Raw genomic sequence first — 24,378 nt, forward strand, 5'->3', positions numbered from 1 at the left:
GGCTGCAAGATACATAGGATAGCATACAGGGGAGCCAGTCTAGGGCAAAAAATCTATTGGACTGCGGTTAGAGAACCGCTCCTGCTCAAACAGCTCACCATAAGACAATTTCCTGCAAGAGTGGCTCTCTAGCCACGACCTGGATATAAAATGGACCTGCTCCGCTTTCAAGCACGGATGAAAATCAGCTGAGAAAAGATCATTGGAAGACGCCCAACCGTCGTATCATGCACCGCTCTTATAGCTCTCCTTCCGATTGAGACCTGATGAGCCTTCGGAACCGCTTGTAGAGCACAGGGTGGAAACGAGTGCCAACCTGGGAGTCCATCCAGCGAATGGTGTCCGCCAGTGATAATGCAGCGCGACCAGGCCGATGTTCACGCCTGTTGTCGAATGCATTGGCTATGGCAACCACCAGGCTGGCCAGATTGAGCTGCCTGGGTCGCTCCTGATGGGGAAAGCCACCACCGTCATAGTAAAGATGATGCTCGTAAGCCACGATGGGTACCAACTCCGGCAATCCTTTACTTGCCGCCAGGAACTTGGCCCCCCGTATTGGATGCTCCCAGCTCTGCATTTTCAGGTCCAGGCTCGAGGTGGTACTCATGGACTCTGCCGAGGTGGCAAAGAGATGAAATCCGATATCATGCAGCAGACCGCCCAGCCCTATATCGAGAAGCACACCTTCCTCGAGATGCAGCTGTCGTCCAAGGATCATGCTGAAAGCAGCCACATTAAAAGCGTGCAGGAACGGCTCCGGTTCGGGATGCCGCTGATATATGATCATCTTCAGTGGTATCTCTCCGTCTACAGCCATGCGGTATATGCTGGCGACAGTTTCCCGGGCCATGGAAAGTTTGGCAGCAGACAGTGTGGTGGTCACTCCAGCAAACAGGTCCCTCAACTGCTGCGATAGAGAAAAAAGTGCCTGACGCGAGCCTTTCAATGCGCCGGCAAGCTCCTCGAAAGAAAATTGGCTGCTGACATCGAGCGGTAAACTACCCACAGCAACGTGGGGCAGCTGCTTGATGCCAGAATCCAGTGGAGCGCCTTCCTTATTGGCAGAGGTCTCGAGAAGTCTGAGGAGAATGTCCAGGAAACGGAGGAGCTCTTCTTTTTTGAGGCCACGACTGAACATGAGCCGTTGCAGCTTCAGCTGTTCGAGTCGTTCGAGGACTCTTGCCAGGGTCTTGCCAATATCCGGAAACGGTACGTTTTCGACAACGACCTCTTGCGGTACGAAAAGGATGGTCAGATTGGGATGCAGTTTCAGATATTTATCGAGAGCAGAAAACAGTAAGCCGGTTTTTTTCTCTATCTCGGGGTGTCCTGTAGGATAGAGCTTGAGAGCGCGCAGAGTACCGAACAACTGCAGCACCACACTCCGGTAGAAAGCATGCAGTTTTGTGTTCTCCTCTGGAGCGATCACTGTCATCCTGCACCTTCTTTCAAAGAAGACTGCGACACAAGGTGCGCAAGTCACCGCGGCACTGTTGGGCAGCCCTCTCCAGGGCTGACTTTGCTCCAGCCGTGCCTATCTCTGCCAGAGCGCGAGCAGCAGCCTTCTTCTGAACCATATCTTTTCTGGTTCTCAACCAGGACTTTTTCATGAGCATATCACTGAGACTGGCAACCACCCCATCCGCCCGCATCTTCCCAAGAACCTCGATGGCTTTCAGTCTTACCTGCATATTGCGGTGGTTCAACAGCCCTTCGACCTGGGGGAGACATCGCTTTGCCTCACATATAGTTACAAGTGAAAGAAGCCGGGGCAGCAGTGCTTCTGATGCTGTTTGCAGCTTGCGGCTCAAAGGTTTGCTGAGTCCAGTTCCAAGACTGCCCAGGGTAGCAAGAAGCCAGCGGTGCTTTTCGCTCTGCTCTGCCTCCGTCAACTCCAGCACATCCAGCAGAAAGCTGCCGGCCTTCCCGACAAAGAGCTGACACACTGCATTGATCGCCACTGTCTCATTTGGGCTGTATGTTTTGCATCTTCCAATAAGATGCTCCAGGAGAGTTCTTATGTCATCCTCGCTCATTTGCGACTCTATGGTACGGGCGGCAAGATCTCGTTGCGGATGATTGGCCAGCTTGAGATACAGCTGACGGAGCATCAGACCAGCATTGAGGAATCTGTCGTCATTTATGAGCCGGCTGATAGTCTTGCCCACATCCTGCAGCAGAGGCAGGAGCAGGGCCTCGCCCCATGGCGACCGATCCCTGTCGATCAACTCGATGATGAGTTCACACCTGGAGACCTGGAGCACCTCGGGCAATAATGTCTTCAAGAGACGATCAATTTCCTCATCTTCGGCAAGAGGCATATCAAGGTGGAGGGTGGTCTTGAGTCCTTCGATTTCTTTGCGGTACTGCTCGTTTAATTCCTCTGCCTCCTGCCTTTCTACAATGAGCTGCTCGAGAAGCTGCCATTTGCTGAGGAAATCTCTTTCGCCCTCTTCCAAGGTCCTGTGCATTTCTGAGCGCACCAGAGTGAGCAGTACCGCAGGATCCCTGTATCTTGCCAGCGCATGCTGAAAGAGATTCCTGTAATGGGGGGCCAGAGCCGTGTCATGTTCCACGGTTGCTGCCAGCAGCCATACCAGTTGGCGGTCGGGCATCTCCTGCACAAGCTCATGGATAATAGTATTCTCCCCGGAAGTCTTTCCTGGAGCAGCCACAGCACCAAGGATTTGCATGCTGAGCTCCGGCTCCAGGGATTCCAGAGCAACGCTCACCTGGCGGACGAAATTGGCTCTTTCTGCAGAATTCACACTGGCAAGGGTGGCGGCAAGATTTTGAATAAAATTTGCCAACAGCACGCCTTTGGCACTGTTTGTTCCAGCAACTTCTGAAGTGCTGAGAGATGCATCCAACTGCTCCAGCAGCTTCTGGAATTCTCTGGCATCCTGCCATACACGCAACAGTTTGCCAATCTGCTCTGGATGAAGATGAAATATGCCAGCCCCGGCAGGGACAAGAATGAGCTGCCTCCACATAGCCTCTTCAGAACTGTTGGCAGCAAAATTCGTGGAAACAGCAGCAGCGCTTGAAAAGATAGAGTAGTCCACAAAGCCTACTCGCACCCGCTGGATGTTTTCTCGACTCAAGGCAGCATCAATGGCCTCTCCCTGGCCGCGGCGGGCGGTGGCAATAAGCTCCACCACAGTTTCGAGCTCTGCCAGTTTGACACCCTTGTCTACCAAAATGTAAGAAATTCTCAAGGCATGAATAAAAGAGACGAACTTGTTCAAAGCGGGTTCCGCCACCCGGTAGAAATCACCCTCCCAGTACAAGGCATCTCTGGCAAAACCGAGAAAGAGAAAGTCCCGCCCCTGGAAAATAATCGCCAGCTTTGCCTGAAACTCTTTGCTGTGTTGTTTGAAAAGGTCATGGGTCTTGGCATAGAGTCTGGCAGTATTCAGCACCCGTATAAAAGCGACCAGAAAATCGCGCACAGGGCCAGGAAGAGATTTATTGCTGCTTTTTTTGTCCTCAGCCATGATCACCACCAGGCGACAGGGGCATCTTCTGCCTCTTTTTGACTTCTGTCCAAAATTTGTGGATAATCGGGGCGTAGATTGTTGATGCAAATTTGAGGCCACCACCTACTATCACCAAGTAACCTGTCAAAATAAAGGAACAATTACAGGAAATCTGTAAACCGGAGAATGCAATAGTGAGCAACCGCAGCAAAGGCAACTCTGCCTCAAGACTTCCCTTGCCGGCTGTAATCAGGAGTATGCTGGCATGTCCCCAGTGCAAAGCGGTGCTGTCGGAGACCACAGACGGTTTTTGCTGCGATTTCTGTCGTCAGCAATATCCAGTGAACCAGAGAGGACAGCTAGATCTTCGTTTGCGGGAACCCCAGAGGCGTTGCATCTCGGTAACAATAGGCGATAGCAAAGATTTATCGGCTGACATCCAATTGCAAAGGCTTGTCAGGCACCCGAGGCCTGCAGTTGATTTCTCCGGACTACCAGTGCCGCCGCACCTCGATGTGGAAATCCTCAGTCATTTTCCCCGGGCAACAACGACAAAGAGCATTGCCCTTGACCTGGGCTGCGGTAGTGAGGTCCATAGAGAAGTCCTGGAGCACTGTGGCTTTGCCTACTGCGGCATAGACTATCGTTCCCCAGGATCAACAATACTGGCTGACGCCCATGCTATCCCACTGGCTGACTCGAGCGTGGAACTTGTCCTCTGTCTGGCAGTGCTCGAGCACGTGCGTTATCCTCTGGTAGTGAGTGCAGAGATATCACGAGTAATGAGAACAGGGGGCAAGCTTATCGGCACTGTAGCATTCTTGGAACCCTACCACGATCTGAGCTTCTATCACCCTACTCATCTCGGAGTTGCCGACCTTCTCTCGCAGGCAGGCCTGACAGTAACCCATCTTGCGCCGAGCAAAGGCTGGTCAATTTTTACTGCTGCAGCGTCGATGGCACTTTTTCCAAAGTTTCCCAAGAAACTCAGTAAAGCACTGATGTTTCCAACACATTTTTTGCACAGACTCTGCTGGAAGCATCAGTATCGGAGAACTGCAGCCTACAGATGGAGTGAAACATATCGAGTTCTCTCTACCACTGCAGCCTTCACCTTTATTGCCAGCAAATGAACAACAAGCACATTTTTCTCTTTCATTGTCCAGCATCATCTTGTAGCATTCTCGAGGGAATCACTGAGGAGCTCCCTTGTGAGGCATCTCTCTGTTTTCTGTGTCCTTGATTCTGCAAATTTGGAAAATAGAGATCTGCTCCCCGGTGAGTAGCCCGTGTTGACAGTTTGCATCATTGAGATAGGAAGGAGACCTGAACATGGAGGCACTGAAAAGCTACCCTCACTCGGTGGTCCTCAACGATGGCACGCAGGTCACTTTGCGACCGCTAGCCCGGAAAGACAAGGCCAAGCTCATCGATTTCTTTTCCCGAGTCCCAGCCGAAGACCGCCTCTACCTTCGAGACGATGTGACCAACAAGGATCTGGTCGCCGGTTGGGTGGATAATCTGAATTTTGACCTGGTGCTGCCCATCATCGCCGAGGTCCAGGAACAAATAGTGGGAGATATCACCTTGCAGCGGCGAAGATTCGGCTGGAAAAAGCATCTTGGCGACGTGCGCGTGGTGGTAGCCAGGGAGTTCCAGAAAAAAGGACTGGGCAGTGTGCTGATCAAAGACATCATCACCCTGGCAACTGAGCTCGGCCTGGAAAAACTCATGGTGGAAGTTCCAGTCAAGTCCATCGCAGCTATCAAAGCCTTCAGCCGCTGTGGCTTCCAGCGCATTTCCGTGCTCAACGATCTGGTGAAAGACCAGAGTGGTCAATATGCCAGTATCTCAGTAATGGTATATGATTTGCGGCCACCTGAATTCTAGCTTGACCCAGCTGCCGTTTGACCATGGTCTGACTGTAGCGGTGCTGGCTATATCTGGAGGAGGAATTCAAATGAATGTGAGCACTTACAGAAAATTTATCACGCTGGCAGACGGCTCTCGAGTCCTGTTTCGACCTTTGGTCCATGCTGACCAAGAAAAACTGGTGGCCCTTTTTCAACAGGCTTCGGCTGAGGATGTCCTGTTCCTCAAGGAGGATGTCCGAAACCCGGAGCTGGTTGGTTCTTGGGTGAGGGAACTGAACTATGACAAAGTAATACCGATTGTGGCTGTCCGCAACGAAGAGATCATCGGCGATGCTTCTCTTCATCGACGTACAGGGACCAAGCGTCACACCGCAGAGGTGAGAATATTCCTGGCCCCGGCATTCCGGGGCATCGGCCTCGGCTCCGTCATGGTATCGGAACTCGTTGCCCTGGCGAAAAACCTGGGTCTGAGACTTCTCGAGGGCCAGATTGTGGTCGACCAGGTCAACGTGATCAAGGCCTTCCGCAAGTTAGGATTCAAACGGGTGGCTGATATCGACGACTACTTTATGACTCAGGACGGCCGCACCCACGACGTTGCCCTGATGATCCTGGAACTGAAAGAAGAGCGGGAGTACAGGTTCTAGCCTATCATCATCCAAAGTGAGAAATTGAGCATCTTTACCACTCCCATATGCTGGGACCGGCTGGCTGAGCCCACTCTGGACTGAGGCGACAATAATACAGCAGGCTTCTGTGGTACTCTGCTAAAGTGCACGAATTGGTAACGTGAGCAATCATGCCTTCTTTAAGCAAGAGCGGCCTAAACCTCTAGTTATGGCCCACCGTGGCGGCGCCGGTCTCTGGCCCGAAAACACCCTCTATGCCTTCGAGCAAGCCATCTCTCTTGGGGCAGATGTTCTGGAAACAGACATGCACAGCACGGCAGATGGGGTGCTGGTGTTGATCCACGATGACACTGTCGACAGAACCACAAATGGCTCTGGACCAGTCTCCAGCTATACTTTGGAGGAACTCAAGAAGCTTGATGCGGGCTTTTGGTGGTCTCGGGACAATGGTCTGACATTTCCCTACCGCGGCCAGGGCTTGACTATCCCCACTTTGCGAGAAGTTCTGCAATCCCTGCCTGAGACGCCAATGAATATTGATATCAAACAGCAGACTCCCTCTCTTGTCAGGCCACTGTGCCAAATGATTCGCCAGCATCGCCTCAAGGACAGCATAGTAGTGGCATCTTTCCCGGCAAAGACAATTAGGCAATTTCGCCGCACCTGTCCTGAGGTTGCCACCTCGGCTGCAAGAGAAGAAGCACGATTGTTCATAGCCCTCGCCACGCTTTGCCGCAGAGCTGCACCCAGGTCAGCCAGCTATCATGCTTTGCAGCTACCTGCATTTACAACCCATTTCCCCTTACTTACCAGACGGTTTGTCAGGGCAGCCCACAGTCACAATCTACAAGTACACATCTGGACTGTGAACAGTATTGGCAAGATGCGTCAACTCGTCGAACTGGGCATAGATGGCATAGTTACCGACTATCCCGATCGTTTGCTGAAAATGCTTGGCAGGTCTGGCAAAGGTGCGGGGGGCAGTGCATAGGGCTGTGGTAACAAAGCCCCTATCGGCAACCAGCTTACGGCAACGCTAAAAATTACCATGCCATGCCTGGCCGCTAACGATGCGCGCATCGCGGCCGCAGCCCTAGCCGTCTCCCAGCGCGGCAGTATACCGCTCCCGCATGTAGGTGGATATCTCTTACGACTTGTAGGAGCAGCATCACTCTGCCATACACATAAGAAAAACCAGCATACCTCATTCTCGCAGGGCTGCTCTTCGTATGGTCCAACGGCCATCTCCTGCGTTCAGGCGGGTACGGAGACCCGCCCTGCTTCAGGACCAGCGTCCCACGGCGACAGGTAGATCCGTGGTAAATGGCAGGAGGAATTGCTTACTCAATGAAATCTGCTCGTTGAGCCACAGATACAAAAGAGAAGCAGTGGCTCCAATGTCTATGATGGCTGCCTCGCCTGGGCGGCGAGTCTTGTTGCACGTTCGGTTGTGGCCCGCAGCCTGTGCACCAGGGTAAGAATTACCTTGCGGAAGTCCGGAGAAAGTGAATTGTATTCTCGTTCCAATCTGTCTCGATCGAGCACGCCAAGCCTCACCTCTTCTACAGCAACTGCAGAGGCAGATCTGCGCACCTTGCCAGTCTCCAGAAAGGCAAGTTCGCCCAGAAAGTCCCCCTCCTTCAGGGTGGCCACCGTCACTAGGCCCTCTGCGGTATTCTTCTGCACCTTGACCTGCCCTTTCAGCACCACATAAAGCCAGTCTGTGGGGCTTCCCTCTCGAAAAATGGTATCCCCGTTACGGTATTCTTCCTCTTCGACAATAAAAAACTGATCAATGCCAGACACCGCCTCGCCCTCCCTTCATGACCCCAAGAAGCTGATGCCAGCGGCAGCAGTAAGCCCTCGCATCAGCGCCATGCATTGGCGCCACAGCCATGGCAACAAGCGTTTCAAAGCGAAATGTGGAGATAATAACACGATTATGTTCTAATGGAAAAACCATATTTGTCCTGCTATAAGTAATGTTGCCCTGTGTCTCCAAAGTAGGGTGCAGCTCGACAGAGCATGGCTGTATTTCTAACTCTTGGCAGACCACGAATCCGCTTCATTGTTGTATTTTTCAACTACAGGTCTATGAATATGAAACCTATTTATCTCGATTTCAATGCCACCACCCCCATTGACCCGGAGGTTGCTGAAGCTATGCTGCCTTACCTCCATGAGCACTTCGGCAACCCCTCCAGTTCACACTGGTTCGGTTTGCAGGCAAGAAAGGCTGTTGAGCAGGCCAGGCAGCAGGTTGCTGCCCTGCTGGGATGCGCGCCCGAGGAGATCATTTTTACCAGCGGCGGCAGCGAAGCAAACAACATGGCAATCAAGGGAGTCGCCTTCAGACACCAGCACAAAGGCAACCACATCATTACTTCCACTGTCGAACACCCTGCGGTAATCGAAGTCTGCAAGTATCTGCAAGAGAGAGGTTTCGAGACAAGCTATCTGCCGGTAGATCAGTTCGGCCTGGTGGACCCACAACAGCTGGAACAAGCCATAAGACCGCAAACCATCCTCATTACCATCATGCACGCCAACAATGAAGTGGGAACCATTCAGCCCGTTGGCGAAATTGGTGCTATTGCCAGAGGCCACTCCATACTGTGTCATACTGATGCCGCCCAGTCTGTTGGCAAAATACCTACACGAGTTAGTGAACTGCAGGTTGATCTTCTGTCTGTAGCAGGCCACAAACTCCATGCGCCCAAGGGTGTGGGCGCCCTCTATGTTCGAAAGGGTACAGAACTGGATAAGCTCATTCACGGTGCTTCTCAAGAGCAGAACCTCCGCGCCGGCACTGAAAACGTGTCGCAAATAGTGGGCCTTGGCAAAGCGTGTGACATAGCCGCCCGCAATATGGCCAGCCACATGAAGCACATGCAGGAAATGCGCGATTTGCTGTTCCATACTCTGCAGGAACGAATCCCTGAGCTGCGCTTGAATGGCCATCCTCAGCAACGTCTACCCAACACCTTGAGTGTGGGCTTCAAGAATGTGGCAGTGGGGGCCTTGCTCTCGGAGGTGACAGAAATCGCTGCTTCGGCAGGCGCTGCCTGCCATGCCAGCACTGTAACAATATCTCCGGTTCTCGAAGCAATGTCGGTGCCCCTGGAGTATGCCGCGGGCACGGTTCGCTTCAGTACAGGCAGAACAACTACTCGAGAGGAGATTCTGCAGGCCGCTGACAGCATTGTCCAGGCCGTGCGCAGACTGGCAAGAGAGAAAGACCGGACGCCCTAGTGTCTTCTAGCGCCAGAACACTGAGGAACTCGGTGGGGCAGCGCCACAACTTGGACGACCTGGCGGAGAGGGCTGTTCATCTCACACCATTTATTGCATTGCTATCCCACGGTGAGTTCAAACACATACGGTGAACTTACAGCACCCAGGATGAGTCGATGCGAGCCCTTGCTGAGAGCAAATCTCTTGCTCTCTTCCCGGCCGCCGATTCGCACGGAATCGACAATGGTACCCTTGCTGCTCACTGAATCAACAAGGTAGTACTGACCATCTACCGCGGTTATCAGACAGTGGCAGCGAGATATCTGGTAGGGTTCTATATCTTGCAGGTCTAGATCATTGGTACCGAATATGCTCTGTTTGGTGGCTCTGCCGATTTGGAAGGGAATTTTCTTAATTTGCACGCTTTCTCTTCCCAACGCCCGTCGAGATTCTTCGGTGAGGGCTCTGATAGTGATCAGCAGTGCTTCGCTCTCCTGGGCCTCTATCTCGGTGGGATCACAAAAAGCAGCAACCATCTGGTTCAGATATCGCACACGGCTGAACACCTGCCGAAGCACAGGCAACAGCATTTTGGGGTTTTGCTCCAATATCGATTCGAAAGACTTCCGGTCAATCACGCGCACCTCGGTGTCCTCGAGAGCAGTAACGGAAGCGGATCTCGGTTTTTCATCTATCAGGCTCATCTCACCAAAAATGCTGCCTACGCCCAATTTGGATAGGACTACTTCTTCACCTCCCACTTTCTTGGACACCTGCACACTGCCAGACCGTATGACGTAGGCTACGGAGCCAACGCTTCCCTCTTCTATAATCACCTGGCCTTTGTTGAACTTCTTCACCGCAACCATAGCATCACCTCTGCTGCCTTCTTTGGAGTCCATACTGAGGACAAGCAGCAAATCACTGAATCGTACTATGCACGAGTCAGCAAGAGGTTCAACCCTCTTCCATTGCTGCCACACAGATGCAGACGTATATGTTGACACGCAATAAAGATGCCAACATGAGCGTCAGCAGCAGCTTGAGCAATGCTTGGCTTGCTGATCAAGAAAAGAAACCGCTTCATGGAAGGTGTGAAGGAAAAAGTTTATTGAATCGCGGCAAAATATGGTGCAATTGCTCGCCGGAATAGATATCAACACAGGACAACGCATGCTGAAGCCTGCGGCTACCAACTCGTTGCCGTGCCTCCAATCCCCTGTCACGCCTAGTTAACGTTACTGGTTATCAGGTGCACTTTCATCCTGCCATCAACCGATAACCGATAACCATCACCCCCTCACCTCAGATTGCGCCGCAGGTAGCGCATGTAGAGTTCTTTCTCCCCATGGGCCTCCAGGTCTATGTCAAACTGCAGGGTATAGGCATCTTGGCGTGTGTATTTCATATTGCATTCCACCATGTCCCACTGGCCATCGATATGTTGGATCATGGTGAGTTTTGCGGGATTCTCTTTGAAATTTTCAATTTTTGCCTTGATCACCTCTTCCAGGTCATAGAGCACCACCGCATTGTCGCTATTTCGTCTGACATTTACCCTCTTCTCGGACATTTTTCGCTGGGTCACCACTATATCTCTACTTTTACCAATGCTGATCTCCATGTCCTCCCCCACAGGCACCAGGCCGGTTCTGTCTTCTCCCAGAAAGATGGTGCTGTGGTGACCATCGTCCTGATATACTCGCACCTTGCCGGGCCAGAGGGCAGCCTCTCCCAGACCATTTGCTTTGCTGTTGCCCAGGCGATAGCTCACCGGAATACCCACATTGCCGCTCACCTCCTGCGGATCCCATGGCTGCAGCGCTGCATCGAATGTCCAGACTTTTTCGATATGAACCTTGTGCTGATGAAAAAGAAGCAACCGTTTGGTTTCCTCGTGATTTATCTCCACAGCGAATGGTTCACCATAGTTGAGAAATATACTGCTCTTGTGAAAATCCTCTCCGGAGAAGTTGCGCAGTATCAAGAAACTCCGTAAATCAACGTATTGTTCATTTTTGTCTGCCACTGCCTTGTATGCCACCAGACGGTCTATGTGCGCCAACAGATAGCTGACACGAACCTTTTCCTCCCAGGCACCAGCGCTGCTAATTTCCCATACCAGGGCATCTTCGTGGGGAGGATAACTCACATTCAGCAGCTTCACCCGATCAGGATGGGAAAGCACGGTAAACCGGATAGAATCAGGATCAATGCTTACCCCCTTCCAGGAAAAGTCTATCCTGTTTATGCCCTCCTGCAAGGTCAGGAGGCGTTCTTCCTCAATAAGGGTGGCCTGTGGATTATCCAGCCGTATCACCGTGCCAAGTCTGTCGGGCAGAGCCACCATCTTGATGCGCGCCCCAGTCGGCGCCGCCAGAATCAACTGGGCTGCCAAGAACCCTATGGTCATAGCAAGCTGTGCTCTTCTCACTCTGTCCTCCTGTGCATCTCTTTGCTCTTCTCGACAAGGTGGTCAGGGCTGCCTCCAGCCTGCAGAAATCAACCGTCTCTTTGGCGGGCCGCAGCCCATACCTCAGGCGAATTCAGACGGCCGTGACCTTGCCTGCTCAGCTGCCGCACCTACTCTGCCCTTGTCCCATGGTGGCTGGTGAGCCTATAAGAAAACTTCTTGCTACTGTTTGCCGGCAGCTGCACAGTGAACTTGACTGTATCGAGATCAACCTTCTGGTAATGATCGTAATCCCCCGTGACCTCTATATCCCAGTTGGATGTAGAAAAGTTGCGCCACACCTCCACGCCTACCGCTACATTCCTGGTATTCTTGAGCAGTACTGTAAAGCGGCGCACTTCATCCCAGCCGCTGACATTTCCTTTATTGTCAAAAAGGTAATTCCTGGTCTCGTAGTGCATGAGCTTGGGTTCAACCATTACAGTTTCCACCCTGCCCAGATTCAACTCCACATCCTCGCCAATAGGGACATACTTGAACCTTGATTGTCCTTCATAGGTGAGGTGGGATGTCTCCCCCACCTGCCGATACACTTTGAGTACCCCCCCAGGTATTGTAGTAAAGCCAAGGCCGTGCTCCCTGTCATTCTTGAATTTCAGGAACCTGACCACGCCGGCGCCATAGCGCTCCTCATCAAACTTGTAAAGATTTGTCACCGCCACCCTGGCAGCCGTAAAACTCGGCAGCCGTTTAGACCAGCCATCCGCAATGCTCTCCCGGCCTTCAATAGTGTACAGGTAATACTCACTTATGGCCTCTTTCTCAATCTTCTTTGGCAGAGCTGCTGGGATTGCTCGCGCCTCCGCCTCTTCGAACGCCATCCTTGCCTTTTTCCCGGCAAGCATCTCGGGCCGTGGGGCGGCTATGCCCGGCCTGCCATAGGGATAACGCTGCCGGGCCAACCGGGCAATTTGCTCGAGAAGGTGAACCCTGCCAACAATAACCCTGGTCTGGGCCTTCTCATAGTCCTCACCGCTGTGGTTGCTCACCCGCACAAAGGCCTGCAACTCCATGCTGGCTTCATCCTTAGCCAGTGTTCCCAGGTAAAAGGCTCGCCATGTGAGGCCACTGGTCAGATAGACAATTTCAACCGGCACTTTGCCGCTGATGCCGCTTCTGATATGCCAGAGTCCCAGATTCTGGATGCGGGGCGGATAGGTAAGGTCCAGGACATCGATGCGGTCGGCATGAGAGCGAAGCACCATTTCCAGGCTGGTGGGGTCGATGAGGGTGTTTGCCCAGGAGAATTGCAGTTCGTTCAGTCCCTTCTTTAAAGTTAAAACCCGGCGCTCACGAACCAGAGTCAGATCGGCAGAATTGTATATAGTGAGCTGCACCGAATCTCTGCCTGGCAGCGTTACCAGATCCACCTTTGCCCAGCTGGGGCAGCAAAGAGCAATAATGACCACTGTAGTGAATATGATGCCTTTCATGGGAACTCCTTGCCACAGGATGTCTGGCCCCGGCATTGGCCTGGGGGCTCGGCATGACGTGGGATCTCTATAGCTCTTCTCAGGAAATCAATGCCTTCACAATGCCCCATTATCCACAAAAATGCAAGAACCGTAAGGTAATGCAGAATGGGGAACCCGGAGCAGGGAAGATGAAAGTGGAAGTTGTTTTTTTATTGCAAACTTTTTTTGTTTTCAGCAAACTCTTTCTGGGGTAAAATATGACCATATAATACAATATAGCAGCGGGCAGTCTTCGACTATGGCAACATCATATCGATAGAGTTGTGAGGAGAAAAATGAGGCGTTCTCAAGAAGACATCAACCTGGAAGTCAAGGCACTCAAACTGGGGAGCAAGGTAAGGGAACTGCGGCAAAAAAACAAATATACCCTGCAGGACATCGCCGCCAAGACTGGCCTGTCAAAACCTTTTCTCTCGCAGATAGAGAATGATCGGGTAGTTCCACCGGTGGCTACTCTGCTGAAACTGGCCAGGGCCCTCAATGTTGGTATGGCCTATTTCTTTCATGAGGAGGAAAGCAGCGACAGGATTGCCGTCACCAGACGCAATGAAAGAGTAAGGAGCGAACGCCGGCCGCATCACCGCAAGGGAGAAGTCAATTACATTTACGAGGCCCTGGAAACAAAGCGCACCGACAAACACATGGAGCCGTTTCTTGTGGAATTTCCCTCGCGAGACACCAGTGAAATGGTCTTCGTCAGCCACGAGGGGGAAGAATTCCTCCACCTGCTGGAGGGCAGACTGGAGTTTCGCAGCGTAGACCGGGTGGAAGTGCTGGAGGCTGGAGACAGCATCTATTTCGATTCCGACCTGAGCCACAGTTTCCGTTGTCTGAGCGAAGAAAGGGCAAAGGCACTGGTGGTGGTCTGGAGTCCCTAGTCCATTGTCGAAACTGCAGGCAAATCTAGCCTTGTGCTCTGGCAGGACAATGTTTTGCTGCCACAAAGTCAGGGCCGGCTCTTGATAAACGTTGGTACAGTTTCTCCAACCAGCCACTGGGGCAGGTTTATGATAGAGATTCGCTTTCATGGTCGCGGCGGTCAAGGTACAGTAGTTGCCACCATTCTACTGGCCAAAGCATTTTTCCAGGATGGTTTCTACGTGCAGACCTTCCCACTTTTCGGCGTCGAACGCCGAGGAGCTCCTGTAGAGGCCTACCTGAGATTAGACAGTATCAAGATTCTGGTGAGAACCAATCTCTATACACCAGATCACGTGGTAGTGCTCGACAGCACCCTCCTCCAAGGAGTCGACGTGACGCAGGGTCTGAAACCCGGTGGCTGGATACTGCTCAACGCACCGGAACCCCCGGAAGACCTCTCTTCATTTGCCAATTTCCGGTTGGCCTATGTGGACGCCACCCACATTGCTCTGAAGCACAAATTGGGCACCCGGACTCACCCCATCGTCAATACCGCCATGATGGGAGCACTGGCTCGGGTGTTGAATATACCACCCTTGCAGGCCATTGCTGCAGCCATTCGCCAGGAGGTTCCGAGCAGACCACAACGCAACATCAATGCTGCCGAAGAGGCCTATTCCAGGGTGATTCTCCTGGATGGCGGCCGTACTGCTGCCAGCGGAGCAGGGGATGACAGGGGCAGAAGTCCATTGTAGACACTTTATGAGTCAGAGCCCGGCAGGAATGTGAGTGAGCTTGTCAGCAGCATACAAGGTGAACGGATGAAAACAGAACAGCGAACAACAAGAGGAACCGCGCTTCTCATTCCATGTTCATACCTCACTACCGAAGGCAACAAGACCGGCAGCTGGCGCTTCCTCAGGCCGAAGTATGACTACAAGAATGCTCCTTGCAGCGTTGCTTGCCCTGCCGCCGAAGACATCAGCCGCGTGCAAATGCTCACAGCTCAAGGTCTTTTCAAGGAAGCCTGGGAAACTATACTCCAGGAAAATCCACTTCCTGGAATATGTGGCCGGGTCTGTTACCATCCCTGTGAAAGTGTCTGCAACAGGCATGAATTCGATGAGGCTGTTGCCATACATGTTATAGAAAGATTCCTCTCTGATACTGCCATCCGCTACGACCTGAAGCCATCTCTGGAAAGAATGCCAGCAAAATCGCCAAAGATTGCCGTGATAGGTGCAGGACCCAGCGGTCTGGCAGCCGCCTATTTTCTGACACGCTTGGGCTACAGCGCAGAGGTGTTTGAAGCCGCCTCGGAGCCTGGTGGAGTACTCCGCTGGGGAATCCCCCCCTACAGGCTGCCCCTGGCGGTCCTCAAACATCACCTAGCTCTTCTGCAAGAGTTCGGCGTCCGCATCCATTGCAACAGAGCTGTAGACCGCAGCTTCCTCCAGCGCGCCCATGAGCACTTTGACGCCATCTACCTGGGCTGCGGCCATTCCGGCGCTGTTGATCTTGGCATTCCGGGCACTGGTCTGAACGGCGTCCAAGATGGCCTCGAATTTCTCCGACAGGTTCGCCTGGGTAAAGCCAATCCTTTGCAGGGCGCCGTGGCAGTTATTGGAGGGGGCAACACAGCCATCGACGTAGCCAGAGCAGCAGCCCGCCTGGGCGGCAAACCGCTGGTGATCTATCGACGAAGGCGCCAGGATATGCCTGCTTTCACAGATGAAATTGAAGCCGCTCTGGAAGAAGGTGTTGAACTGCTCGAACTTCACACTCCCGTAAAGATCGAACGCCACGGCGATTTCCTCGAGGTCGTTTTGCAAAAGATGAAGGTCAGCGGTGAAGACCGACAGGGCAGGGCTTTTGTGGTACCTGATGGCAACAGAGGCAGAGAAATCCAGGTACATCATCTTTTCAAGGCAATCGGCGCTGCAGCATCGGAAGACTGGTACGAGCCTCCCAAAAAGGGCCGGGGGCACCTGCGTCTGAGCAACTGCGTCTTCAGCCACCGGCTCAAGGGAATTCCCCTGGTCTACGGAGGAGACCTGGTTGCTGACATCAAGAGCGTGGTACATGCAGTAGCTTCAGGCAAGCAGGCTGCCATGGCCCTGGACGCCTATTTCAGCGAAGGGCCTCAGGCGATTAAACCACGGCTGCAGGCTGCTGTGGTTGGGCATGGCCCCTCGCTTTCCATGGAAGTTTACCTGGGAGGCCCGCGCTCCCAGAGAAATCAACTCACCGTGGGGTTCCAGGATCTCAACACTGACTATTTTCTCTTTGCTGAACGAATTTCCCAGCCCCGATTGCTGCCGCATGAAAGGCTGCAGTCCTTCGCTGAAATAGATTTGAAGATCGCCGCCAATGTCGCTATTCGTGAGGCGGAAAGATGCTTCAACTGTGGCCTTTGCAATCACTGCGACAACTGCCGCCTTTTCTGTCCTGATCTCGCCGTCAACTTTGACAGCAGCTCACAGACCAGGGCTATAAACTACGATTACTGTAAGGGCTGCGGCCTTTGCGTGGTGGAATGCCCTCGCAACGCCATGAGTCTAGAGGAGGAAAGTGCGTGAAACAGGTCATTGAAGGCAGTCATGCGGTGTCCGAGGCAGTGCGCCTGGCCCGGGTACAAGTGATATCCGCCTATCCCATAACTCCTCAAACCCACATAGTGGAAAGGCTTTCAGAATACTGTGCTGCCGGCAGCCTCGCTGCACGCTTCTTGCGAGTCGAGAGCGAGCACTCAGCCCTGGCAGCACTTATTGGAGCCGCCAGCAGCGGGGTTCGTACGTTTACGGCCACCTCCTCGCAGGGTCTGGCGCTTATGCACGAACTCTTGCACTGGGCTGCGGGCGCCAGACTCCCCATTGTTATGGCCGAGGTAAATCGTGCCCTGGCACCGGGTTGGAACATCTGGACCGACCAGACTGACAGCCTGGCCCAGCGGGACACCGGCTGGCTGCAGCTCTATTGTGAGGACGGTCAGGAAGCTCTGGACACCACCATTCAGGCATTCTGCTTGGCTGAAAAGGTCAACCTTCCGGTGATGGTAATCCTGGACGCCTTTTTTCTTTCTCATACCTACGAGCCGGTGGACATCCCTGAGCAGGAAGCAGTAGATCGTTTTCTGCCGCCCTTCCGAGCCAAATTCAGGCTGGACCCCACAGCTCCTCGTGCCTTCAACCAGTTAGCGCCTCCCAACATTTACATGGAAATGCGCTACAACATGCAGGAAGCCATGAGCGCGGCTCTGGAGAGCTTTCATGCTTTGCAGCAGGATTTTGCCGCCGTCTTTGGTCGCGGTCATGGCGCCCTGGAGACAGTGGCCTGCGAAGACGCTGACATCATCATTGTTACCGCTGGGACTATGACCAGCACCAGCCGTCAGGTAGTTGCCCACCTCCGGGCCCGGGGTGAAAAGGTCGGCCTGTTGAAGTTAAAGCTCTTTCGCCCATTTCCTGTGGAGCAAATCAGGCAAGCGCTGAAAAGAGCGGCAAAGGTGGCTGTAATCGATCGCAATTTCTCCTTCGGTGCAAGCGGCATTTTTGCTCAGGAAGTACGGGCTGCCCTCTGCAACCTTGACAACCGTCCCCGGGTGCTCGGCTTTGTTGCCGGACTCGGGGGTCGTGATGTCACCACCGATGTGATCGAAGACATATACTGGCGCACCAAGAAAATGAAGGGCTCAGATCAGGAAAATCTGTGGGTGGGACTCCATGAGGTGGATCATGCAATTGGAAGCCTTGAATAATGAATACATGTGTTCCGGCCATGTGGCTTGCCCCGGCTGCGGCGCTGCCGTGGCCATGCGCTTTCTACTCAAGGCCCTGGGGGAGAAAACCGTGATGATAATTCCCGCCTGCTGCTGGTCCATCATAGCAGGGCCCTACCCTCAATCAACTCTCAAAGTCCCGGTGCTCCACACTGCCTTCGAGACCGGCGGTGCCGTAGCCAGCGGTGTGCGGGCCGCTCTAGACATCCTCGGTGATACTGAGACAACCGTGGTGACCTGGGCTGGCGACGGCGGCACCTTTGATATCGGCTTTCAGGCTCTCAGCGGCGCAGTCGAGAGAAACGAAAACTTTCTCTATGTGTGTTATGACAACGAAGCCTATATGAACACCGGCATCCAGCGAAGTTCTTCCACCCCCTACGGCGCCTGGACAACCACCACCCCGGGGCAGCAATGGAAGAGGCTGCGCAAGAAAAACATCGTGGAAGCCCTGGTCGCACACCGCATTCCCTATGCGGCCACGGCCAGCATTGCCTTCCCTGAAGACCTGATTGCCAAGGCTCGCAAAGCTAGAGAGATGAAAGGCGCCAGATTCCTGCACATCTACTCCACTTGCCCTACTGGTTGGCGCATCCCCTCCGAGATGTCCATCAAGATCGCCAGGATGGCAGTACAGACCAACATCTTCCCCCTCTATGAAGTGGAAGACGGCCTCCGCTACACCATCAACTACAGCCCAAAAGGATATCTGGTTGATGAATACTTCCGGCTGCAGGGGCGCTTCAAACACCTGACTGATGAGGATCTCCGACAGATCCAGGAGATGGTAGACGAGGACTGGGCCCTGCTTTGCCGCAAAGCGGGCAACAGTCCTCGAGCCTAGCACAAAAATTGCAAAAAATACCCGCCAGCACCATGAAAAACAATAGCCTCAAACCATTCAGGCAGCTTGTGCCTCTTTGGTGGGCGACAACGACATAGGCAACTGAACAGCCATGAGCACATATCGCATCTTATCTCTGGATGGTGGAGGCATACGGGGACTCCTCACGGCAATCATCTTGGAACGGTTGCTTGCTCAGGTGGTAGATTTCCTGGACATGGTGGATCTTATAGCCGGCACATCCACTGGCGGCATACTCGCCCTTGGGCTCGCTCGCGGACGCTCTCCTTCTGAACTGAGAAAACTTTACCAAGAACAGGGCAAGAAAATTTTCGACGATTCCTTCTGGGATGATCTAGTTGATCTAGGCAAGCTGCGAGGCGCAGACTACGACAACCGTGGTCTTCGAAGTGAGCTGAAAAAGACTCTCGGCAGCAGAACAACTCTTGCGGATCTAGACAAAAAGGTCCTTATCACCGCCTTCGACCTGGACAATAAAGATCCACATCCGGCCAGACGAACCTGGAAGCCCAAGCTCTTTCACAATTTTCCGGGCATTGACAGCGATGGTGACGCTCTGGCCTACAAAGTGGCCCTCTATACCAGTGCAGCTCCCACGTATTTCCCTTCTGTAGACGGCTTTATAGACGGAGGCGTTTTCGCCAACAATCCAAGCATGGCAGCCCTGGCCCAGTGCCAGGATCCGAGAACTCACAGCCAGCCACCAGCCATGGAGGACATTAGGCTCCTTTCACTGGGCACGGGCACATCACTGACTTATATTACCGGGAAAAAATTGGACTGGGGATATACTCAGTGGGCAAAGCCGCTGATTTCTCTGATGATGGACGGCGCTATGGGCATCGTCGATTTCCAGTGCGCCAAGATGCTGCACGAAAATTATCACCGCCTGGCGCCTGTGTTTCCTCCTGGCACATCTATTCCATTGGATAATGTGGACAAAGTCCCCGAAATTATAGACTTTGCCCAGGCAGTTGACATATCAGCTACAGTCCACTGGTTGCAAGACCACTGGATCTAGAATAGCCTTCCTTCCAGTCTGACAGCCAGCCGCCGCCAGATTTGCAAATCCTTGACAAACTTCGCCCTTACATGATTTTATATAATAAGCAACTGTTGTATTATGCGGTTTCTAAATTTGAGGCGATTACTGTCTTGCCCGGCTGTTTCATGAACGCTGCGCCGCCGTCCCAGAGGTTACTGCGTCTCCAGATGCCCGCGGATGTTCACTCTCAGTTAGAGATGGATGATATTCAGAGCTCGGCCGTTTTGGTTTTCATGATCTGGGAGACTGCCTTACTGAAGAAGCCAACTTTCAATTGTCTGCTCCATGAGCCGTGAAATACCCGGGCCTGTTAGCTTGAGAGACAAGCGCCATGAATGTATTACTTGTATATCCCCAGTATCCCGTCACTTTCTGGAGTTTCAAACACGCCCTCAAGTTCATTGCCAAGAAGGCCGCTTATCCGCCTCTGGGTTTGTTGACAGTGGCGGCCATGCTGCCTGCAGAGTGGCAACTGCGCCTGGTAGACTTGAATTTTGAAAACCTGGACGAGCAAGATCTCAAATGGGCAGATTTCATCATGATAAGCGCTATGCTGGTCCAGAAGAAATCAGCCCTGGAGGTGCTGGCCCGCGCCCGGCAAAATTCCACCAAGATAATCGCTGGAGGGCCGCTGTTCAGCAGCACACCTGAAGAATTTCTCTCTCTGGTGGACCACCTGATTCTCGATGAGGCTGAACTTACCCTGCCACCCTTTCTGGAAGATCTTGCAAACGAGTCGCCCCGCAAGATTTATCGAGCGGATGGCTATCCCGACCTCTCCTCAACACCCATTCCGCGGTGGGACCTCATTGATCTCAACAATTACGCAACTCTCATGCTGCAGGTCTCGCGTGGCTGTCCCTTTGACTGCGAATTTTGTGATATTACAGCCCTTTTCGGACGAAAACCGCGCCTGAAGACACCCCAGCAGCTCCTCGCTGAACTGCAATGCATCTATGATCTCGGCTGGCGCCAGAGCGTCTTTGTCGTGGATGACAACTTCATCGGCAACAAGAAAAAGATAAAGAGAATGCTCTCCCTGGTAATTGAGTGGATGGAGGCACATAACCACCCCTTCACCTTTATCACTGAGGCCTCCATCAATCTGGCTGACGACGACGAACTCATAGAGTTGATGGTACGGGCAGGTTTTGACACGGTGTTCATCGGGCTCGAAACACCAGATGAGGCAAGTTTGCTGGAATGCGCCAAGGTGCAGAACTGTGGCCGTGACCTGGTGGGTTCCATCAAGAAGCTGCAAACAGCAGGCTTAAAAGTTTTCGGCGGCTATATTGTCGGCTTTGACAACGATGATGAAGGCATCTTTTCCCGCCAGATCAAATTCATCCAGGAATCTGGTGTGGTAACAGCCATGGTCGGGCTCTTGAACGCTGTGCCGCGGACCAGGTTGTGGAAAAGGCTCATGGCGGAGAACCGGCTGCAGCTGGACGCCACTGGCGACAACACTGATGGTACCATCAACTTCATGCCGCGCATGGGACGGGAGAAGTTGATCGAAGGGTATCGAGCTATAGTGCGAACAATCTATAGTCCGCGCTATTACTACCAGAGAGTCTGCCGCTTCCTCGAATACTACAAGCCGTATCGCATTCAGCCGATCAAAGGCGAGGAGATTATGGCTTTCCTCAAGTCTATATTCTACCTGGGGTTTTTAGGAAATGGCCTGTCGCAGTGGTATTACTGGAAAATGCTTTTCAAGTCGATTGTCTGTCACCGCAGACTCTTTGGAGAAGCTATGCGTCTCATGGTCTATGGCCACCATTTTCGCAAGGTAGCCAAGAAGATCTGATTCGATCCTTTTGTTTCGCACTGATAGAAGAGCAAGTCCTCTTACCGGTCTTCTTTGCTAGAAACTCGAGAGGGGTTCCATGGTCTACAGAGGTGTTCTCTTTGATCTGGACGGCACTCTGCTCGATACCCTGGAGGATCTTGCCGGTGCAGTAAATCGCCTCCTGGCAGAGCGCGGCTATCCCACACATAGTGTGGACAGCTATCGTTATTTTGTCGGCGACGGTCCCCTCATGCTCATTACTAGAGCCCTTCCTGAAACAGCCCGGCAACAGGAGATAATCTCAGCCTGTCTGGAAGCATTTCGCGCCGACTACCGAAAAACCTGGCAGGTGCACACTAGACTCTACCCTGGGGTGGCAGAAATGCTTGACGGCCTGAGTTCCCGGCGACTGCAGCTGGCAATTCTTTCCAATAAACCGCATGACTTTACTCTGACCTGCGTTGACAAGATGCTCAATCAGTGGAATTTCTCGGTGGTGCTCGGATTGCGCGACTCTGTTCCAGCCAAGCCTGATCCCGCAGGTGCTCTTGAAGTGTCTCATGCTGTAGGGATTCCTCCTGAAGAATTTCTCTATCTTGGCGACACCTCAGTAGACATGAAAACTGCTGTTGCCGCTGGCATGCATCCCGTGGGAGTGCTGTGGGGCTTCCGCTCTCCTGAAGAGTTGCAACAGAGCGGCGCCCGGATGCTCCTCGAGCGGCCACAGGAGATATTCCAGCTGCTCGGTTAGAAATTATTGCCGCGCTAATGGGAGCGCTCTCTTATCCCCCTAATGTGCGCCTGATCTCCCTTTCAGCCATTGATCAAAACCTGCATTGAGGCGAGTGTGGGACCCGCCTTGCGCATAACGAGCTTGCTGAAATAGATAACAACACAGGACAACGCAGGCTGAAGCCTGCGGCTACAAACTCGTTGCCGTGCCCCCAATCCCCTGGCACGCCTGGTTGACAATGAAGGTTGTCAGGTGCATTCTCATTATGCCATCAACCGATAACAGATAACCGCAAACCCGCAACCCGCCTCCGTGCCTTGCTAGCCGCTCAGACTACCAAGATTAAAGGTGTATTGCAGAAACAGATAAAGCAGGTAAACCCCGAGAATCCATATCCCCTGCCACCTCTTGAATCTGCCGTCTTTGTTCATAAATATAAAAGCTCTGAAGGAATAAAGGATAATAAGCATTGCCGGGAAGTGGAACAGGTAGAAATTGGTTTGGATGAACAGGGGTTTGGCAACAGCCGCAGCACCGATTACAAAGAGGCAGTTGAGAACATCCGCACCCACCACGTTGCCGATCATTATCTCCGGGTGGCCCTTGCGCACAGCAGAAATGGCAGTTATCAACTCGGGCACCGAGGTGCCGAAGGCAACGAGGGTTGCGGCAATAACATCATCAGGAACACCCACCCTGTGAGCGCTTTCTGCTGCCACGGGCACCAGAACCCTGCTGCCTACAATGACGCCAAATAGACCGCCTATAGTGAACAGCACAGCTTTCACCAGAGTAGTCCCCCCTGCAGGCTTCTCTTCCAGGGCAAGACTCTGGCCTTCCTTGGCCCATAAATAGGTTATGTAGAGGTAGCAGATCAGGAGGTAAAGGAAAAGCACCCCTATGCTTCGGCTCAAGTAGGGCTCCCCATTGCTGGTCGCCAGGGCATTGAGGGCTAGCACCACCAGCAGGGTAGCTGCTCCCACCTGTACCCAGCCCGTCCGATTCAGGATATAGCGATTTACCGGTGGAGGATTTAAAATGCACATCAGACCAAAAATAAGACCAGTATCACATATGATCGAGCCCACGCCGTTTCCCAGGGCCAGACCTGGATCTCCCATCCAGGCTGCCATAGTGGAGACAAACATCTCTGGCATGGTGGTTCCAAGAGAAATTATGGTTGCCCCGATGACAATCCTTGGCAGCTGCATGCGCTCTGCCAGGGAAACGGCTCCATCTATGGCCCAGTTGGCACCTTTGAGGAGCACAACAATTGCACAGACCAGTACGGCTATCAGCCACACACCAGGCAGACCGGAAACAAATCTGTTCAGTACATGTTCATCTAGAAGCAGATAAAGAAAGTGCATTGGCGTAAATCCACATCTCTGGCAAGAATCTTTGACCGTGTTTCAGCAGCCCTGCATGAAAACAGTTACCCAAGAAGTTATTCTTTTCTCTGCTCAAAGGCATAACCGCCGCAGCAATGCCAATCCACAGATTAGCACACTGGCTGGCAAGAGTTTCACAGAATAAACAAGGACGGCACGAGATATGCTCATGCCTCTTCTTCAAAGGAAGCCTCTCTGGCAAGACGAAACTGTCTCGATTTCTCTAGAAGATAAGGCAACGCCAGAAACAGAACGGCGCCAATAAGCAGGGCCAGTGAGATTGGTTCTCGGACAAAAATCAGCAGACTTCCACGAGAAATAATGAGAGCCTGCCGAAACGACTGCTCCATGCGTCCGCCAAGGATCAACCCCAAGAGCACAGGCGCCAGCGGGTAGTCATGGCGACGCATGTAGTAGCCAATGACTCCACAAACTCCCATGATTATCAGATCCATGCCACTGTAACTCAAAGACCATACGCCTATGGTCGATATGACCAAAACGATAGGCATAAGATAGCGCGCCGGGATTGTCATGATGCGGGCAAAGAGATTTACCAGGGGCCAGTTGAGAATCAGGAGCAGGAGATTCCCCAGATACATGCTGCCGATGAGTCCCCAGACCAGTTGGGCGTGTTTCTGAAAGAGCAGAGGTCCGGGTGTAATGTCCAGCATCATCAGGGCGCCGAGCATAACAGCGGTTGCGCCCCCCCCTGGGATCCCTAGAGTGAGTAGCGGCAAGAGGGCTCC

General features: G+C 52.9%; 22 protein-coding genes. 13 read left to right on the forward strand and 9 right to left on the reverse strand.

Annotated features, from left to right (window positions below; all coding sequences use genetic code 11):
• Positions 1-238: 238 nt before the first annotated feature.
• A complete protein-coding gene (locus JRI89_06090) occupies positions 239-1,435 on the reverse strand; it encodes an HD domain-containing protein (protein ID MBW2070810.1) in 1,197 nt (398 codons plus the stop codon).
• A 13-nt stretch (positions 1,436-1,448) separates the two neighbouring features.
• Complete coding sequence (locus JRI89_06095; protein ID MBW2070811.1) at positions 1,449-3,497, reverse strand: HEAT repeat domain-containing protein; 2,049 nt, start codon at positions 3,495-3,497, stop codon at positions 1,449-1,451.
• Positions 3,498-3,736: 239 nt separating this feature from the next.
• Here JRI89_06095 and JRI89_06100 point away from each other — a divergent pair, with 239 nt between their 5' ends.
• The 4 genes from JRI89_06100 to JRI89_06115 all read left to right on the forward strand — a co-directional run bounded on the left by JRI89_06100 (position 3,737) and on the right by JRI89_06115 (position 6,973).
• Positions 3,737-4,612 carry a class I SAM-dependent methyltransferase gene (locus JRI89_06100; GenBank protein ID MBW2070812.1) on the forward strand — a complete coding sequence of 292 codons (876 nt, stop codon included), beginning with the start codon at positions 3,737-3,739 and terminating at the stop codon, positions 4,610-4,612.
• Positions 4,613-4,811: 199 nt separating this feature from the next.
• A complete protein-coding gene (locus JRI89_06105; protein ID MBW2070813.1) occupies positions 4,812-5,369 on the forward strand; it encodes a GNAT family N-acetyltransferase in 558 nt (185 codons plus the stop codon).
• 70 nt (positions 5,370-5,439) lie between these two features.
• Entirely contained in the window at positions 5,440-6,000 is a 561-nt protein-coding gene (locus tag JRI89_06110; protein ID MBW2070814.1) for a GNAT family N-acetyltransferase, read from the forward strand.
• 190 nt (positions 6,001-6,190) lie between these two features.
• Complete coding sequence (locus tag JRI89_06115) at positions 6,191-6,973, forward strand: glycerophosphodiester phosphodiesterase (GenBank protein ID MBW2070815.1); 783 nt, start codon at positions 6,191-6,193, stop codon at positions 6,971-6,973.
• A gap of 410 nt (positions 6,974-7,383) precedes the next feature.
• Here JRI89_06115 and JRI89_06120 read toward each other — a convergent pair whose 3' ends face one another.
• Both JRI89_06120 and JRI89_06125 read right to left on the reverse strand, forming a co-directional pair.
• Positions 7,384-7,788 carry a cyclic nucleotide-binding domain-containing protein gene (locus JRI89_06120; protein ID MBW2070816.1) on the reverse strand — a complete coding sequence of 135 codons (405 nt, stop codon included), beginning with the start codon at positions 7,786-7,788 and terminating at the stop codon, positions 7,384-7,386.
• On the reverse strand, positions 7,775-7,945 hold the full coding sequence (locus JRI89_06125) for a hypothetical protein (protein MBW2070817.1): 171 nt from the start codon (positions 7,943-7,945) through the stop codon (positions 7,775-7,777). Before JRI89_06125 ends, JRI89_06120 begins: the two co-directional genes overlap by 14 nt.
• Before the next feature lie 137 nt (positions 7,946-8,082).
• Here JRI89_06125 and JRI89_06130 point away from each other — a divergent pair, with 137 nt between their 5' ends.
• On the forward strand, positions 8,083-9,234 hold the full coding sequence (locus tag JRI89_06130) for a cysteine desulfurase (protein ID MBW2070818.1): 1,152 nt from the start codon (positions 8,083-8,085) through the stop codon (positions 9,232-9,234).
• A gap of 101 nt (positions 9,235-9,335) precedes the next feature.
• Here JRI89_06130 and JRI89_06135 read toward each other — a convergent pair whose 3' ends face one another.
• The 3 genes from JRI89_06135 to JRI89_06145 form a co-directional block, all read right to left on the reverse strand.
• A complete protein-coding gene (locus JRI89_06135; protein MBW2070819.1) occupies positions 9,336-10,118 on the reverse strand; it encodes a cyclic nucleotide-binding domain-containing protein in 783 nt (260 codons plus the stop codon).
• Positions 10,119-10,516: 398 nt separating this feature from the next.
• A complete protein-coding gene (locus tag JRI89_06140) occupies positions 10,517-11,650 on the reverse strand; it encodes a hypothetical protein (protein MBW2070820.1) in 1,134 nt (377 codons plus the stop codon).
• A gap of 149 nt (positions 11,651-11,799) precedes the next feature.
• Entirely contained in the window at positions 11,800-13,122 is a 1,323-nt protein-coding gene (locus JRI89_06145; GenBank protein MBW2070821.1) for a DUF4139 domain-containing protein, read from the reverse strand.
• A 317-nt stretch (positions 13,123-13,439) separates the two neighbouring features.
• Here JRI89_06145 and JRI89_06150 point away from each other — a divergent pair, with 317 nt between their 5' ends.
• The 8 genes from JRI89_06150 (at position 13,440) to JRI89_06185 (ending at position 22,256) form a co-directional block, all read left to right on the forward strand.
• On the forward strand, positions 13,440-14,042 hold the full coding sequence (locus JRI89_06150) for a helix-turn-helix transcriptional regulator (GenBank protein ID MBW2070822.1): 603 nt from the start codon (positions 13,440-13,442) through the stop codon (positions 14,040-14,042).
• Positions 14,043-14,171: 129 nt separating this feature from the next.
• Entirely contained in the window at positions 14,172-14,780 is a 609-nt protein-coding gene (locus JRI89_06155) for a 2-oxoacid:acceptor oxidoreductase family protein (protein MBW2070823.1), read from the forward strand.
• A 66-nt stretch (positions 14,781-14,846) separates the two neighbouring features.
• Entirely contained in the window at positions 14,847-16,604 is a 1,758-nt protein-coding gene (locus JRI89_06160) for an FAD-dependent oxidoreductase (protein MBW2070824.1), read from the forward strand.
• Entirely contained in the window at positions 16,562-17,782 is a 1,221-nt protein-coding gene (gene porA, locus JRI89_06165; GenBank protein ID MBW2070825.1) for a pyruvate ferredoxin oxidoreductase, read from the forward strand. Before JRI89_06160 ends, porA begins: the two co-directional genes overlap by 43 nt.
• Positions 17,760-18,647 (forward strand): 3-methyl-2-oxobutanoate dehydrogenase subunit beta, encoded by an 888-nt coding sequence (locus JRI89_06170; GenBank protein MBW2070826.1) that lies wholly within the window; start codon positions 17,760-17,762, stop codon positions 18,645-18,647. Before porA ends, JRI89_06170 begins: the two co-directional genes overlap by 23 nt.
• A gap of 112 nt (positions 18,648-18,759) precedes the next feature.
• On the forward strand, positions 18,760-19,689 hold the full coding sequence (locus tag JRI89_06175; protein MBW2070827.1) for a patatin-like phospholipase family protein: 930 nt from the start codon (positions 18,760-18,762) through the stop codon (positions 19,687-19,689).
• A 355-nt stretch (positions 19,690-20,044) separates the two neighbouring features.
• The gene (locus JRI89_06180; GenBank protein ID MBW2070828.1) at positions 20,045-21,523 is read left to right on the forward strand and encodes a DUF4070 domain-containing protein; all 1,479 of its coding nucleotides are present in this window, start codon (positions 20,045-20,047) and stop codon (positions 21,521-21,523) included.
• 79 nt (positions 21,524-21,602) lie between these two features.
• Positions 21,603-22,256 carry an HAD family hydrolase gene (locus JRI89_06185; protein ID MBW2070829.1) on the forward strand — a complete coding sequence of 218 codons (654 nt, stop codon included), beginning with the start codon at positions 21,603-21,605 and terminating at the stop codon, positions 22,254-22,256.
• Between the two features lie 302 nt (positions 22,257-22,558).
• On the opposite strand, the gene JRI89_06190 is transcribed toward JRI89_06185, so the two are convergent.
• A complete protein-coding gene (locus JRI89_06190; protein MBW2070830.1) occupies positions 22,559-23,608 on the reverse strand; it encodes a sodium:calcium antiporter in 1,050 nt (349 codons plus the stop codon).
• Positions 23,609-23,796: 188 nt separating this feature from the next.
• Positions 23,797-24,378, reverse strand: a 582-nt coding sequence (locus JRI89_06195; protein ID MBW2070831.1) for a tripartite tricarboxylate transporter permease, incomplete at its 5' end; no start/stop codon positions are given.

This window comes from Deltaproteobacteria bacterium (assembly GCA_019309045.1).
In the GTDB taxonomy this organism is placed as follows: Bacteria; Desulfobacterota; Syntrophobacteria; order BM002; family BM002; genus JAFDGZ01.